This window comes from Chitinophaga lutea (genome assembly GCF_003813775.1).
GTDB classification, from domain to species: Bacteria; Bacteroidota; Bacteroidia; order Chitinophagales; family Chitinophagaceae; genus Chitinophaga; species Chitinophaga lutea.
Genome location: NZ_RPDH01000002.1, coordinates 1,922,555 through 1,937,882, shown reverse-complemented (window position 1 = coordinate 1,937,882; position 15,328 = coordinate 1,922,555). Strand labels below are relative to the sequence as shown.

The 15,328-nt window shown below is 49.2% G+C and carries 11 protein-coding genes and 2 tRNA genes; 10 read left to right on the top strand and 3 right to left on the bottom strand.

What is annotated here, in order from left to right; genetic code table 11:
- The first annotated feature begins 44 nt into the window (after nt 1–44).
- Both ribD and EGT74_RS20055 read left to right on the top strand, forming a co-directional pair.
- On the top strand, nt 45–1,088 hold the full coding sequence (gene ribD / locus EGT74_RS20060; RefSeq protein WP_123848341.1) for a bifunctional diaminohydroxyphosphoribosylaminopyrimidine deaminase/5-amino-6-(5-phosphoribosylamino)uracil reductase RibD: 1,044 nt from the start codon (nt 45–47) through the stop codon (nt 1,086–1,088).
- 3 nt (nt 1,089–1,091) lie between these two features.
- Nucleotides 1,092–1,688 (top strand): IMPACT family protein, encoded by a 597-nt coding sequence (locus tag EGT74_RS20055; RefSeq protein ID WP_123848340.1) that lies wholly within the window; start codon nt 1,092–1,094, stop codon nt 1,686–1,688.
- A 123-nt stretch (nt 1,689–1,811) separates the two neighbouring features.
- On the opposite strand, the gene EGT74_RS20050 is transcribed toward EGT74_RS20055, so the two are convergent.
- Entirely contained in the window at nt 1,812–3,068 is a 1,257-nt protein-coding gene (locus EGT74_RS20050) for a DUF6786 family protein (protein WP_123848339.1), read from the bottom strand.
- Nucleotides 3,069–3,242: 174 nt separating this feature from the next.
- Here EGT74_RS20050 and EGT74_RS20045 point away from each other — a divergent pair.
- Nucleotides 3,243–3,315 (top strand) — tRNA-Gly (locus EGT74_RS20045).
- A gap of 473 nt (nt 3,316–3,788) precedes the next feature.
- Nucleotides 3,789–5,294: a PepSY-associated TM helix domain-containing protein gene (locus EGT74_RS20040; RefSeq protein WP_123848338.1), complete on the top strand. Its 1,506-nt coding sequence runs from the start codon at nt 3,789–3,791 to the stop codon at nt 5,292–5,294.
- 840 nt (nt 5,295–6,134) lie between these two features.
- On the opposite strand, the gene EGT74_RS20030 is transcribed toward EGT74_RS20040, so the two are convergent.
- A complete protein-coding gene (locus EGT74_RS20030; protein WP_123848336.1) occupies nt 6,135–7,175 on the bottom strand; it encodes a glycosyltransferase family 2 protein in 1,041 nt (346 codons plus the stop codon).
- A 129-nt stretch (nt 7,176–7,304) separates the two neighbouring features.
- Here EGT74_RS20030 and EGT74_RS20025 point away from each other — a divergent pair, with 129 nt between their 5' ends.
- From EGT74_RS20025 to EGT74_RS20000, 6 genes are all read left to right on the top strand, one after another.
- On the top strand, nt 7,305–8,447 hold the full coding sequence (locus EGT74_RS20025) for a sensor histidine kinase (protein ID WP_123848335.1): 1,143 nt from the start codon (nt 7,305–7,307) through the stop codon (nt 8,445–8,447).
- Between the two features lie 51 nt (nt 8,448–8,498).
- Nucleotides 8,499–8,582, top strand: a tRNA-Leu gene (locus tag EGT74_RS20020).
- A gap of 442 nt (nt 8,583–9,024) precedes the next feature.
- A complete protein-coding gene (locus EGT74_RS20015) occupies nt 9,025–10,128 on the top strand; it encodes a hypothetical protein (RefSeq protein ID WP_123848334.1) in 1,104 nt (367 codons plus the stop codon).
- Between the two features lie 73 nt (nt 10,129–10,201).
- A complete protein-coding gene (locus tag EGT74_RS20010; RefSeq protein WP_123848333.1) occupies nt 10,202–10,798 on the top strand; it encodes a hypothetical protein in 597 nt (198 codons plus the stop codon).
- Nucleotides 10,799–10,835: 37 nt separating this feature from the next.
- On the top strand, nt 10,836–12,386 hold the full coding sequence (locus tag EGT74_RS20005; RefSeq protein WP_158618236.1) for an O-antigen ligase family protein: 1,551 nt from the start codon (nt 10,836–10,838) through the stop codon (nt 12,384–12,386).
- Between the two features lie 41 nt (nt 12,387–12,427).
- Nucleotides 12,428–14,020: a hypothetical protein gene (locus EGT74_RS20000; RefSeq protein WP_123848331.1), complete on the top strand. Its 1,593-nt coding sequence runs from the start codon at nt 12,428–12,430 to the stop codon at nt 14,018–14,020.
- 417 nt (nt 14,021–14,437) lie between these two features.
- Here EGT74_RS20000 and EGT74_RS19995 read toward each other — a convergent pair whose 3' ends face one another.
- Nucleotides 14,438–15,226 (bottom strand): DUF3050 domain-containing protein, encoded by a 789-nt coding sequence (locus EGT74_RS19995; RefSeq protein ID WP_123848330.1) that lies wholly within the window; start codon nt 15,224–15,226, stop codon nt 14,438–14,440.
- Between the last annotated feature and the right edge of the window lie 102 nt (nt 15,227–15,328).

Below are 15,328 nucleotides of genomic sequence, written 5' to 3'. Positions count from 1 at the left end.
GCCGAAACAATATTTTTGCAAACATAATTATTTCAAACGCATTCATGGAGCGGAATCTGCACGAATTTTTCATGCAACGATGTTTGCAACTGGCCCGCCTGGGCGAGGGCAAGGTAGCGCCTAACCCCGTCGTGGGGGCGGTGCTCGTGCATGAAGGGCAGATCATCGGCGAAGGGTACCACCGGGTATACGGCCAGGCGCACGCGGAAGTGAACTGCATCAACAGCGTACCGCCGTCGCTGCAGGAGCTGATCCCCAAGTCGACCATGTACGTTACGCTCGAGCCCTGCGCGCATCACGGCAAAACGCCGCCCTGCGCGGATCTGATCGTGTCGGTGAACATCCCCCGCGTGGTGATCGGTTGCGTGGATACGTTTTCCGAAGTGGCCGGCCGCGGCATTCAAAAGCTGGAAGCCGCGGGCGTGGAAGTGACTACGGGCGTGCTGGAAACGGCCTGCCGCCACATCAACCGCCGCTTCTTCACTTATCACGAACAGCAACGGCCGTACATCGTGCTGAAATGGGCGCAGTCGAAAGACGGCTATATAGCGCCTGATAGCGGCCTGCCGGTCGCTATTTCGAACAAATACACCAACAGGTTGGTGCATCAGTGGCGCAGCCATGAAATGGCCATCATGGTAGGTACGCAAACCGCGCTTACAGACAATCCGCAGCTCACCACAAGGCTCTGGCCCGGTAAAAGCCCTATCCGGCTGGTCATTGACCGCGACCTGAAAGTACCGGCGGATCATCACCTGTACAACGACGAAGCGCCGTCAGTTTTTATCACCGCGGTAACCGGCCGTAAAAAAACGATCGTACTTGATTTTAATAAGGATATCTTGCCCCCGTTGATGGCCGAGCTGCATGCCGCCGGCATCCAGAGCGTGATGGTGGAAGGCGGGGCGAAATTGCTGGAAAGTTTTATCCGCGCCGGTTTGTGGGACGAAATGAGGGTCATCACCGGCGAGGCGTTATTGGGCAGCGGCCTCCGCGCACCGGCCGTCCGGCAGGCGCAATTACAGGAAGAACAGGAGCTGCAGGGCGATCACATCGCCGTGTATATACCTGCCCCTTCATCAACTTAACACATGGAAGTTTATTACACGATAGAGAAAAAGGCAGTAGCAGAGTTTAAAGACAGAGGGAGTAAATTCCTGGCATATGCATACCCCGTTAAGAACACCGATGAGGTGAAAGAATGTTTGCAGGAAGTTAAAAAAGAACATCCCAAAGCCACCCATCATTGTTACGCATACCGCCTCGGCACCGATGGGCTGCAGTTCCGCGCGGTAGACGATGGCGAGCCCTCCGGTTCGGCCGGTAAGCCCATCCTCGGGCAAATCGACAGCAAACAGCTGACGGACGTGCTGGTAGTGGTAGTGCGGTATTTCGGGGGCACGCTGCTGGGCGTACCGGGCCTGATCAATGCCTATAAAATGTCGTGTGCCCTGGTGTTGCAGCTGATCCCCGCGGTACAGAAAAATGTGGAAGCAAAGTATAAACTGTCGTTCGACTATACCATCCTGAACGAAGTGATGATGGTGGTGAAACAGAATAACTGCACGGTGCTGCGGCAGGATTTACAGCTTTTCTGCAGCATGGAGATCGGTATCCCCAAAGCCAGTCTTGATTTGTGTTTGCTGCGACTGAAAGATATCTACAACCTGGAAGTGGCGCCGGCCTGAGTAAGCGCCGCCAGGGGAACATTGACTGATTTGCCATGTGTTTACCCCGTTTCCTGATCTCGGCCAGCATACCCCCGAATAATTTTGTCGCCGCCAGGGGCATGCACCGATTTGCGCAGGTGTTTACACCCGTTTCCTGATCTCGGCCAGCGTAACCCCGAACAATTTTTCAACGATCGGTCCCAGGCGTTTTTCTTCCCCCTGTAAATGAATGGTGCGGTGATAATGTTCCAGCGCGCCGCCTGGTTTCAGGCCCGCGGCGGGAGAGGAGCTTTCCAGTTCGAAGAAGCGGCCCAGCTGCGGCTGGTTGCCGGCAGGAGGACCGTCGTTGTATGCATTTAAAACATCGCCGCCGAATGGGTTCGGCTGTACGCCCCAAACCGCGTTCACATATCGCTGCGGGCTGCGGGGCAGTGTGAATTGTACGATGGTAAGCACTTTGTGTTCTGCGTCGTAACTGCCGAGGTAGTTATAACAATCCGCCTGCGGTACGCCTATTTTGCTGCGGTGGTTGGCATCCGCCTTGAAAAACGCCACCTTGTTCTCCACCGCCAGCCTTTCCGCCGGCACTTTTCCGAAGTATGCATCATTTACGTTGCTGCCATTGCGGAGCGGCACCACCACCATGTTTTTCGCAGAGGCGGGGAACATGCCCAGTATCCAGATGGAAGGCATACCGGAAGCCGTGTCCCATTTCTGTTTGCCGCTGTTGATGATGGTATTGGCCGAATGAAAGGCTACCGCATGCACGCTTTTATGGAGGTCTACCCCCAGGTAGTTACGGATATCCCGGCGGGCGATGAGCGTAATGGTACGACGGGCTCTGATATGGAATACGTGGCCTTTGTAATTGGTGAGCTGCATGTCTTTTTCGAAGCTCACGGAAGCCTTGCTTTTTTGCACCACGTTGAAAGGTTCCGTATCGATAGGCGCCGGTACCTGCCAGCGGGAGAGGTTGAAAGTATCGCCGGGCGCAAAATAGAAACTGTTCTGGCTGCCTTCCGGGCCCAGCCAGAAGCGGTCTTCCCCGCCATAAGCGTTGATGTGCGGTTGTATTTTACCGTCTGCGATGAGGGAATGGTTGAGCCATCCGAGGCTGCGGCCGTCGTCGCCTTCCGCCGTGCTGGTCATCACCCGGCCCTGCCAGGCGGGCACAACGGCGATGGCTGCTTTGCTGGTGCTGTCTTTCAACACGATCGTTTCCACATGGGTTTGCAGGAAGGCCACGTCGGCGCCAAAATTCTCCGGGCGGGAAATGGAAGCGACCGTTGAATCGCCCTGCTGCGTTTTCTGCCGCTGCTTCGACCCGGGGCCGCAGGCAGCCAGCAGCATGGCGCTGCAGATCAGGTAATTTTTCATGATATGGCGGAATAGTTCCATGTTTGAATAATTTACAAGTATAAAACTTTAATTCATTAACAAGCATATAAAAAGGGCCGTAGCTGGCCTTCCGCGACGATCTGCATATGCTTCCGCAATTTTTTTTGCGTGAATTGAAAAAATATTTGCTGAATTCAAACTGTTTCCTATTTTTGCAATCCCAAAACGGGAAGCGCGGAAGTAGCTCATTTGGTAGAGCACGACCTTGCCAAGGTCGGGGTGGCCGGTTCGAGCCCGGTCTTCCGCTCAAAAAACAAAAAAGCCTGGTTGATTCAACCGGGCTTTTTTTTATGGCGGTACACGAGGTAAAGAGCGGGATTTGGTAGGGTTTGCTGCTCCGGAATGTATACTTCGCCTTGTTCCGGTTTTCGGAGGATAGCTGTGCTGTTGTCCCGCATTTCAGGCAGCTCGGTTTTTCGGAGATTGTTGCTTTGCCCTCCCTGCGCTTTCAATTTTATGCTTCCCTGTTCCTGTCTTTCGAAGGATGGCAGCGTTGCCTTCTCCAACCTTCAATTTTATGTTTCCCGGTTTGTCGCGGGATAGCAGCATTAACCTAAGAGCCTCTCAATTTTTCCCGAATCGGTAAATCTAATTCCGCATCGCGAAAACCTAACGTCCGGCGGTATACGAACTTTACGGCTTGTCAGCTAAACAGGAAGCCGCCATGCACAAACAGACCGCCCAAAACCTTTTTTCGCATCCCGCCGAAGATCAGCCGCTATGAAAGCTACCAAACCCAACTGGGCATCCCACCAGCGCCGCTGGTTCGGCAAATGGCATCTTTACCTCGGTATTATCGCCGGTGCCATCGTCGCTTTTACCGGCCTGACCGGCAGTATCCTCGTATTCCAGGATGAAATAGACCGCGCGCTCAACCGTGAACTGTTCGAGACCATGGAGCAGCAGCACCGGCTGGAGATCGGGGAAATCATCCCGCTGGTCAAAGCCAAACACCCCGGCCTGCGCTTCGATTATATCATGGGCGACCAGGACAACAAACCCAACCGCGCCTACCGCCTGTTTAACTTTAAAACGGAAGAAGAGTTTTTCGTCAACCCCTATACCGCCGAGCTCAGCGGCAAACGCATTCATGAAAGCTCGTTCATCCATGTGGTGACGGAGCTGCACCGCCGGTTGCTGGTGCCCGCGGCAGGCCAATACATCGTTGGACTGGCCACGCTGTGCCTGCTCATCCTGACGATCAGCGGCCTCCGCCTGTGGATACCCGTCAAATGGGCGCAGCTGAAATCCGTGCTCACGGTAAAGTTCAGCGCCGGTTTCAAGCGCCAGAACTACGACTGGCACAACGTGCTGGGGTTTTATTCCTCGCCGGTAGTGGCCGTGCTGGCCCTCACCGGTATCACCTTCACGTTCTCGCCGCTGGTGATCGCCCTCATTTTTTTGCTCAACGGCATGCCCCCGCAGGGGGTAGGGCAATTGTTGAGCCCTAAATCGGCCCATACCGCCGGTGCCCAGCCCCTCAGTCCCGGAGGCGTTATTTATGCCGCCGAACAGGCCATGCCCGGCATCCGGGTAGTAGGGGTGGCTTTCCCGGCAGACAGCACCGGCAGCTACCGCCTCGACGTACTGGGTGCGGGCCTGCCCAGGGGCGGCAAACGCGAAATGATCATCCTCGACCAGTATACCGGCAAAGTGCTGCTCAACAGCCGGAAAGACTTCCCCACTTCCGGCCGGGCTTACCTCGCCTGGCTGCAGCCTTTGCATTTCGGCACGTTCGGGGGCTGGCCCACGCGCATACTGGCCGTACTGGGCGGCCTGATGCCCCTGTTGCTCTTCATCACCGGTTTTATCATCTGGTGGCCCCGCTACCGGAAGCAGAACGGCAAAGGCAAATGGGACGATGTGCCCGTCAGGGTAGCGTTGTCCGCCTCCGGCGGCTGGCAGTATTTTGCACAGAACACCCTGGCCGGTTTCCGCTACGCGGGGTGGGTATTGCTCCTTTCGGGGGTGATGGGAGCGTTGTACGGGCTCATTTCGGGCATTATCTGGCAGCCGGCGGTGTTCACTATCACCTTTACCGCCTTTTTTGTGATCCTCAACTTTGTGGTGGCTTTGCCCGTGTTCGGCCTCCATCTGCTGAAATTCCTGTTCGTTCGCCGGGGCGGCCGCGGTGCAGTGCGGTATTTCGCCCTTTCGCTCGCCTTTCTGCTCGTATTCATGGCGGCTTACCTGCTGCTGATGCAGACGGGGCTTCTTCAGTTTTGATTATCAATTGTTTATAATTCTTCCTCGGGTATATCGGTTTCATTCCGGCATACCCCGTTTGTATGCGGCTGATGTTCTTCGAATATTGGCCAAACAGCCTCTTAATTGTACGGAATACGCTGTCAGTATAGTCGGTACAGATTCTTTCAAGGATATAAACCTCTTTTAACACCGTTGTTTAACCCTATTAACGCCCTTCCTTTATAAGAAGGAATCAACAAGGAATGAAATAGGGCGGAATAAGGGCGGAACAAGGGCTCAACCCCCTTGAAATACAATGTCAGCATAGGATTGAGGCCTATTCGGTAAATGATTTCACAACATTCGGCACTGCTGACGGCAAGCTGATGGTTAAAGGGGAATGTTATTTGATTGATTAACAGTTAGTTGCCCTTGTCGCCGATCCGGCTGTCGGTTGCCAGGCCTTGAGCCGTTCTGCAGGGTAGCATATCCGCTTGGGGGGAACAGTTCGCATCACCTATGTTTAATGCCCGTTTGGGCAAACCGCCCCAAATGCACTTTCCCCGCCGGGCACAAAAAAGCCGCAACCTGGTGGTTGCGGCCGTCGAAATATAGTTACAGATAATTATTTGTATTTCGGTTCATACAGGCTGCTCTCCGGAACACTCACTTTAGGTTTTTTGTAACGGTGTTCGTACAATTTATAACAACCACCCAGCACAAAAGCGAGCACGCACGCCAGCTTTAAATAGAACAGGAAACGGGAGGAAGAAACCCAGTCACGGGTAAAATCATTCTTATTTTCAACTGTATGATCCATATTGATTTTTTTCGCTCCGCAAACTTACAAAGTAAATCTGCAAAGTCCAAATATGTGATTTATTTCTTCTTTGGCTTCCACAGCTCCGTGAAAGTCTTTTTATGCAGGAAATAATACCGCCAGATCATGATGCCGTGAAACACGCCCTGAAGGTCGTACAGGCGTTTCCGGGGAAAAACGTCGCGGACTTTTTTCTCCTCGTGGCGGCGCCATTTGTAATAGTCGCGGTACGCCCTGAAGATGGCCAGCATGTCTTTCGGTTTGCCGGACACGAGGCTTTTAAATGCGGCCAGCAGGTCTAAAAAATGGCGCTGCGACAGGATGATCCACTGCTCCTGGAAGTGCAGGTTCTTGCACAGCATGATGAGGTTGTTGCGGAAGTTGAGATACAGCTTGCGCGGGTTGCCCTGCGGCAGGCTGCCGCCGCCTACATGGTACACGGTAGAGCCAGGGCAGTAGCAGATCCGGTAGCCGGCCCTTTGCAGGCGCCAGCAGAGGTCCACTTCCTCCATATGGGCAAAAAAGTAAGGGTCGAAGCCGCCGACTTCGAAAAAACATCTGGAGCGGATGAACAGGGCGGCGCCGGTGGCCCAGAAGATATCCTGCGGATTGTCGTACTGCCCTTTATCCACTTCCGTGAGGTAGAGGATGCGGCCGCGGCAGAAGGTATAACCGAGGATGTCCATCCAGCCGCCCGCCGCGCCGGCGTATTCGAAGCTGTCGCGCTGGTGGTAAGCCCTCATTTTCGGCTGGCAGGCCGCAATGGAGGGGTCCTGCTGCATCTGTTCGATCACCGGGGCAATCCAGTTGGGCTCCACTTCCACGTCCTGGTTCAGTAACACGAAGATATCCGCCTCCACATGTCGCAGCGCTTCGTTATACCCGCCCGCAAAGCCGCTGTTGGTGGCGTTGCGGATGATTTTTACCTGCGGGAAGACGCTGGCTACATAGTCGAGGCTGTCGTCGGTAGACGCATTATCCGCCACGTAAATGCTGAGGTTGCCGTACACGGAAGCGCACACAGAGGGGAGAAAGCGCTCCAGGAAAGCTTTTCCGTTCCAGTTTAAAATAACTACCGCTACCGAAGGCAATACCGTCAAAAGACATTCGTTTAATCCGTGACAAAATATTTTTTAGCGTTGCAAATATGCAACAAAGCCTCCGAATATTAGTAATTTAGTTCATAGTTAACACCCGGGGCACCCGGATGTGGCTTTATTCAAGAGCAGATGTTTAAACAGTATATAGGCTGGAGGTTTACACTGGTAGCGGTGGCAGTGGTGATCATTGTGGCCACCATATGGTTTGTGAACAACCTGTCGGAGAAAATTCAGCACGAAGAAACCAAGAATGTGGCCACCTGGGTGGAAGCCAACCAGGAGCTGCTGCAGGCCCCGGAAGACGCCAATATCAACCTGGCCGTTACGATCGTGACCACCAACACGTCCATTCCCCTCATCCTCACGGACGATCACGGGAAGATCATCGATACCCGCAACATCGATTCCGCGGAAGTGCTCCGCAACCCGCGGTACCTCGAAAAGGAACTGGCCAGCTTCAAAAAGCAGCACCCGCCTTTTATCATGGCCATCGACGCCAAGACCAACAACTACATTTATTATGGCGACTCGCTGCTGCTGCGGCAGGTGCGCTATTACCCGTATATCCAGCTGCTGGTGGTGGCCCTGTTCATCGGGGTGGTGCTCTTCGCCCTGTCTACCACCAACCGCGCCACCCAGAACCAGGTGTGGGTAGGCATGGCCAAGGAAACCGCGCACCAGCTGGGCACCCCGCTGTCGTCGATGGAAGCCTGGCTGGAGATCCTGCGGGAAAAGGAAGAGAACATCCCGTTCGTGACGGAGCTGGCCAAGGATGTGGACCGCCTGAAACTGATCACCGACCGTTTTTCCAAAATCGGCAGCGTGCCCAACCTTGAAGAGCGGAACCTGGTGGTGCAGGTCGAAAACATGATGACCTACATCCGGAAGCGGGCGCCGCAGAAAGTGTCCTTTTCGCTCCAGAGCGCCGACCCGGAGGTAATGGCGATGATTTCGCCGCCGCTGTTTGACTGGGTGCTGGAGAACCTGCTGAAAAACGCCCTCGACGCAATGGAAGGCACCGGGGCGATTTCCGTTCTGATTGAAAACCATACCACGCACATCACCATCGACGTGACGGATACAGGGAAAGGCGTGCCGAAGGTGTTGCAGGATAAAATTTTCAATCCCGGTTTCAGCACGAAAAAAAGAGGCTGGGGATTGGGGCTTTCCCTTGCCAGACGTATCATCCAGGACTATCACAAAGGCCGTTTATCGGTAAAATGGTCGGAGCCGAACAAGGGTACCACGTTCAGAATCTGGCTCCGGAAATAAAAATATTTGCTTGTTTGCAAAAAGGCTTTATTTTTGCACACCTTATCACCCGCGGAGGTGGCGAAATTGGTAGACGCGCTACTTTGAGGTGGTAGTGCCTGAAAGGGCTTGGGAGTTCGAATCTCCTCCTCCGCACAAGCTTAATGGCCCCGGCGATTGCCGGGGCTTTTTTGTTTTTGTCAACCCTTGTGAAGCCCGAAGTATTCAAGAGCCGGGGTTCAGTGTAGCCCGGACTGTACAACCGGTGCAAATATTGTTGCAAAAAAGCGCAGGAAAGCATTTGTTGAGATCTCCCTCAATGTCGAATTTTGATTCGTGCTGATTGTTTGCCGATGACCCGGACATAGTGCGTATCCTGGAATGTAAAGTGTGATAACCAAGCCCCTCACAGATGACCCCGGTTAACCCGTGAATCTGGTTATCGATAAATTAGGTGGACCCCTAAGCAGATATGGAACGCCGGCTACGTATGAAATTTATTAAACCCCGATTCACATGCAAGGTGAAATGACCCTGACCGACATCGTTACTGTCGAAACATTTTTTGCGCAAAATCTCTTACCATAAAAGTAGTTCCATGAAATTTAGATCCTTACGACCGCTATTTATCGCTATTGTTCTTGGCGGGAGCGCATTAGGAATTTATAGCTGTTCCAAACAGACAAGTGCAGATCTTGAGAATGAGCCTGCCAACTTAATTTCCAGTACACCTGAAACCCAGGTCTGGCAGTTCAAAGTTTTAAACAAAACATATGTCCTTCCCGAGGGGAAACTTCCCTGGCAAGCTCAACTGGACAAAATAATTGTTGAGTACAATACTTTATTGAAAGAAAATGACCTTGAATTGATTGGTTATAAACATATTGAAAGCATTAATACATTGCAGGAGCTACGGGAAGCTAAGAATAACGTCAGCAATTTGTTCCCTCAATATACCAGTCCGAGCAACTTCACGATTGTTGAGAGCAATAGCTTAAAGTACAGATTTAAACCCTATTTAGACAGTATGCTGCCGGATACGAAGGATAGGGCATATATCGCATCATTAACCGGGCTTAAAAAAGAAAAGGCATATCTTTTTGAGGAGAACGACTTAGGCGTTGTTAATCTTGTGTGGAAGTATAAAGGTGAAACTAAGAATACGAGATGCTTTGTTTCAAACAAAAGAGGACTTATCTATGATAATCTGCTGTATTCTATACATTATAAACCTGCTGATCAATCTAAGAATATGGCACGTAAAAAGAAGAATCTTCCTCGCTTACTGACTTTGTCTGAAGGTGGGGAAGGTGGTGGGAGTCTAAATTGCTCGGAGAATTATTTTCCGAGCTATACTTTTAATCTTTCAGACGCTGAATACGACTTTATGGGTGACAGAATATATTATTACTCAATTAGTGTTGTAGTATCTGGCAGGTGCGATAATGGAAAGAAATCTATATCCTTCAAAGATTTAAATTCCAGTTATGATGCTGGCTTTGGATATTCCTGTATAGCAGATGTAGAAACAAAGAGTTTTGTTACGGGAACTTCGGGGCATTTAGATTTTGCGTTTGCCTGGGCCTGGAGCAATAGTGTTACTGTAGGACTTGAATGGGACGGGTTTTCATTTACTATTACGGGAACTGGTGCTACTGGCGCTAAAGGAGAGCGGTACGTAACAACGGGAATGCTTCAGTAAAAGAGTAACTGTAAAAAATAAGCAAATGGTTAAAATGTATAAATCCTCAGTTTTACTGCTATTTATTTTGTATATGCACCTGAATGTTTTAGGACAATCCAATCAGGTGTCAGTATACGAATACGGGCAATCCTTAGACTCGTGCGAATCCAATTTCATAAACCTATTCCGGAACTGGCCAAAATCGGCAACAAATCATCAACAAATAGCGCTGGTTTCCTATAAATATGTTGAAACGTTAAAGGATAGCTCCACCAAAGCGCATTATATTCCTTTGCTTGTTGATCCTGAATCGCTCGTTTGTATGGGTAGCAGCACCCGCGTTAGGCAGGAAACTTCATATGCTTCGCCAAATCAAAAAAAGGATATTAACATAAAGAACACTTATGTCAATATCCTGCCTGGAAAGGATGCGCCCATGCTTCGCCAGAACATCAATGTTTTTGGAGCAACCGGAGAGGTGGCACATATGAAGGTATATTATAGAACGATAGAAGAAATTTTCACAACCATCGTTGTGCCTGGAGACAAAGTATATGCCATCACGATCCAATCAGGTGGTAAGGAATATACTAACTATGTCTTTTGCAGACCGGGAATGAACAAAGTTGTTTTTGACAAGCTCTTTTATGGCGTTAAGGCGCAACAAACCCCAAATGTCGAACAGTAGCATAAGGAACTTGTTATTATGTGCCTTTTTTATAGCCATGATAGCTGCCGGCATGTTTTTGACGTCTTCATTGTTTGTGGATAATTATGTGGTGCCCAAATGGTATGCTGTGGCTTTTTGTGCCTGCGGTTTGATGATCACGTATGTTGTATTTTCATTTTTTACAGCCGCACCCTCGGTTGATGCTATCATCGGTGCATCATTCCCGATAATAGCAATCGCATGCGTATTGCAGGCCATTTACGGCATTTTGTACTTCACAAATTTGTATCCATGCAATGGAGAGAAATGGCATGCCGGCAGTTTTGATAATCCTGCGGGTTTTGCTGCCAGCTTGTCTGCGGGGCTTCCCTGTCTGTTGTATTTCCTATATGACAAAAAGTGGTGGGTGAGAATTTCAGTCATTGTTGCCATGGCAATCATAGCGGTTGCCATCTGTTTATCTGGTTCTCGATCAGGGATCATAAGTTTAATGGTCGTGGGTCTGGTAATGTTGCTTAACAGAATTTCTGCAGGCAGCGCCGGGTTGAAATTCGTCCTGCTGTTTTTGACAGTGCTCATATTGGGTTATGTCCTTTGCCTGTTTAAAAAGGACTCCGCTAAGGGACGATTGTTGATCTGGCGTTGTTCGTGGGAAATGATAAAAGACGAACCGCTTGCCGGGCATGGTCTGGGTGGCTTCAAAGCTCGTTATATGGACTATCAGGCCCGGTACTTTGAGCGTAACCCGGGTGATGATGCGTATGGAATGCTTGCGGACAATACTGTCAGGCCGTTCAATGAGTACCTGTTGCTATTAACCAATTTCGGCTTCACCGGATTGGTGCTTTTTCTTTCTGTGGCATGGCTGATATTCAAGGCCTATCAGCAGCAGGGAGTACGGAAACCGCTTTATATTCCATTACTATGTTTGCTGTCTATATCGGTGTTTGCTTTGTTTTCTTATCCTCTGACCTATCCTTTTGTATGGATCATGGGCTTGTTGAGTATAATATTAATTGTATACCATCCGGTTTCATCAGTTAGGAGAACGCCCATCGTCATGAATGTGTTGAAAGGGTTGCTGGTGCTGTTGTCGATTATTACCTGTGCGGGTTTGTATCCACGGATGAGAGCGGAAATGGAGTGGCGTGAGGCCGCCAATAACTCATTGGCCGGGAAAACAGCACAAATGCTGCCATCTTATAAAAAGTTGTACAATCACTTATCGGGGAATGTGTTATTCCTGTATAATTATGCTGCAGAACTGAATGTTGCTGAGCAATATGGCGAAAGTTTGATCATTGCGAAAAAGTGCGAGCAGCTGTGGCAGAACTACCATATTCAATTGCTGATGGCCGATAACTATAAGGAGATGCAGCGCTACCGAGATGCGGAAATCCATTACTGGAAAGCTTCCGCGATGTGCCCTGCAAGGTTTATACCCCTGTATGAAATAGTACAGATATATATTGCAACCAACCAGCCCGAAAGTAAAATATTGAACGTTGCCACAAAGATCATCCATAAAAAAGTCAAAATTCAATCAGAGACCGTTAGCATGATTAAAGAACAAATGCATGAATTGATCAAAGCTGACGTGAAGTGAAAAGTAAAGGTGATGTTTCGCAACAGGCCAAACCAGCAACGATGTATTTAATGAAAAATGCAGGCCGGAGGTGGCTCCTATACTTTTATTTTGCCTGCCACTTATTGCCTGGCTGCCGGGAATATATTCCTGATGATGTGGAATCTGCTTTGGCGCAAAGCGGTGAGAACAGAAACGAGATAATGGCCGCTATCCGGCATTATAACAGGGACGAAAAAGATTCGTTAAAGCTAAGGGCCTTGTATTTCCTGATAACAAATATGGGTACAAAATATGCCTATAATGTTGAGATTGATCTTGACCGGGGAAAAGAGAACAGCCCCTTTGATATCTTCAGCTTTTTCAGGGAGGCAAGAAGGGACTCTTTATTAGGAATGAAGCAAAAAGAACTGAGGGCCCTATTCCCGGCGTTTTCTTTTCGCAGGCATGAACCGAAGTGCGATCTGGCCACCATCACAAGGGAAATGCTTGTTGAGAATATAGACTATGCGTTTTCGGCATGGGATAAACCCTGGGCACGTCAGTTGACCTTTGAAGAGTTTTGCGAATATCTGTTACCCTACAGAAGCGATGGCGAGCCCCTGAGTTTGTGGAGAAAAAGAATATCTGGTGAAATGGCGCCCTGGTTAAGCACAAAAAAGATAACTCAACGCAGGAACTGGCTTGTTCTGATTAATGACAGCTTAAGGAACAGGTTTCATTATCATATAGCGCGGTTAAAGTACATCCCGTTCGAATTGACGCCAAAACAAATAGACAGCCTGGGCGGAGGAACATGTGAAGATTTAACCATGATCGCATCCTGCTGGCTCAAAAGCGCGGGAATACCCGTGGTAAATGATTTTACACCTGCATGGGGAAGCGGTTACTATAAAGGTCAGGGGCATAGCTGGCTAAGCTACCTCGACGAGAATAGGGTCTTTTACCCTTTCAACCCATCCTATGCCAATCCACAACCGGACAGTATTCGTTTTGGCAGGGACTTGTTACCCAAGGTATACCGGCATACTTTTAAGGAACAGCCTCATTCACTGGCTGTAAGAGAGCGTGAAGGGGTGGCTGTTCCCGGATTCCTGAATAGCCCCAATATCCTGGATGTGACAGATCTCTATATTCGCACTGTCAATATTCGTGTACGGCTGGATAACAATCCGACCAATGAAAAATACGCTTACCTGGGCGTGTTTTCTGCATTCGGATGGAAAGTGGTAGCCTATGGTGACATCAGCAACAATACGGAAGTCGAATTTTCAAAGATGGGACCAGGTGTGCTATATATGCCTCTGCTCTATGTAGATGGTGAACTGGTGCCGGCGGGAAGGCCATTGATCGGCCTTTCGGATACATCCAGGATTATATTCGGGAATAGGAGGGAAAAGCGGTATGATAGCTTGAAAGTGCCGGTTGGATTGGTTCAACTTAAACAGGGTGATCGTTTCGGACTGTTCGTTTGGGATTCCAATCACTGGGAGTTTATTTACGGGGGCGGGGTAAAAACCGATGACTTCATAACGCTTAGGAACCTCTTTAAGCATAGCGTATATATCATAAAGAGGGCAAATAAATATGATGGCTCTTTTGAATTCATTCAGCGCCCCTTTTGTGTTGACAGTGATACGTTAAGAGTTTTATAGCGCACCCGGGAAAAAATGCGCGTATTGTTCGTGTTTTTTTGTTTTTGTTGGCTCCCCAGGTGTATATTTTGCCGATTATAAAATATTCCATGAACACTGCCTTTAATCAGCCTAAAAAGAAATTCGGACCTGGCAAAAATTATCCTGATCTCGATTGCAGTTATTGTAATTATTGGCTTAATTATCAATTTGGGCGGAAATAAAGATGCTGTTCCCCAACCTGCGTATCCCACTGTAGGGCAGGTATTGAAAACCGGTTCATTTTGAGGTGACGGTCAATAAAGTGGAGGTAGTGCAGTCGCTGAACATGTGATATTTCTGTGTATTGATTTATCATTACGATAAGACTGTAAAATAAATTGTTTTTAAGGTCCTGATTTTTGACCTTTCACACAGTTTATTTTACAGTCCCGGAAGTCAGCTTACAGCATGCTTGCTTTTTATGATCTCATTGTACACGCCATCCCATAATTTGAGGCGCTGGTTCAGGGATTCCTTGCTGCATACTTCCGCTTCTTGCCAGTTGGCAATACTTTGGTTGCATAACGCTGCTGTCATTTCGAGTGCAAGGTGGCTATGGTGCCCGCCATCCACTTCAATATGCCTGTCGAGGTAATATTTAAATAAAGATATCTGCCCGGATAACTGTTCGTTCAGATCAGTCACCATTGCGTGAAACATATTCGGGATCAGGTCTTCGCGGCCAAACGTAAAAGCCGCTGCCGCATTGTATGTTTTACCACTATTGATGACCGAAAAAGTAAAATTTACAAATTCCCTGGCTTCCATCGGCGTACCCGCCGAGGTAAAGGCCTGGTCAAGCGTCTGGCCCGATTGCAACGCCCGTATAAAATTTCTGATCTCAGAGGTGTCAGCACCGCATTGTTCCATGGCATCGAGGTACATTTCAAAATGACTTTTTTTGTTGCCCGAGGCATCTACATCGGATTCCTCGCCAGCGACAATCTCATTGATCAATGCCCTTGTAGTACCTGATCCAACGGGGAACCAGGGCAAAGTGGTGCAGGTCAGGTTGATCTGAAGTGCTTTTAACAAAGACATAAAATCCCAGACCGCATATACATGGAAGCGCATGAAAATCCTCAGATCTTCTATTGTGCTAATGATCCTGTAAACTTTATGTTGGACGATTTTCTCCTTTATGGAAGCCAGAGATTCCTGGATTTTCTGTAATTCTATTGACATATCATATGGTAAATAACATGGCAAAAGTATCACTTTGCAACCACTTGATCAAATGCTATAAATTGACTGTAAATGGCAGTTTGTTTGGTAGGTGAGATGTGC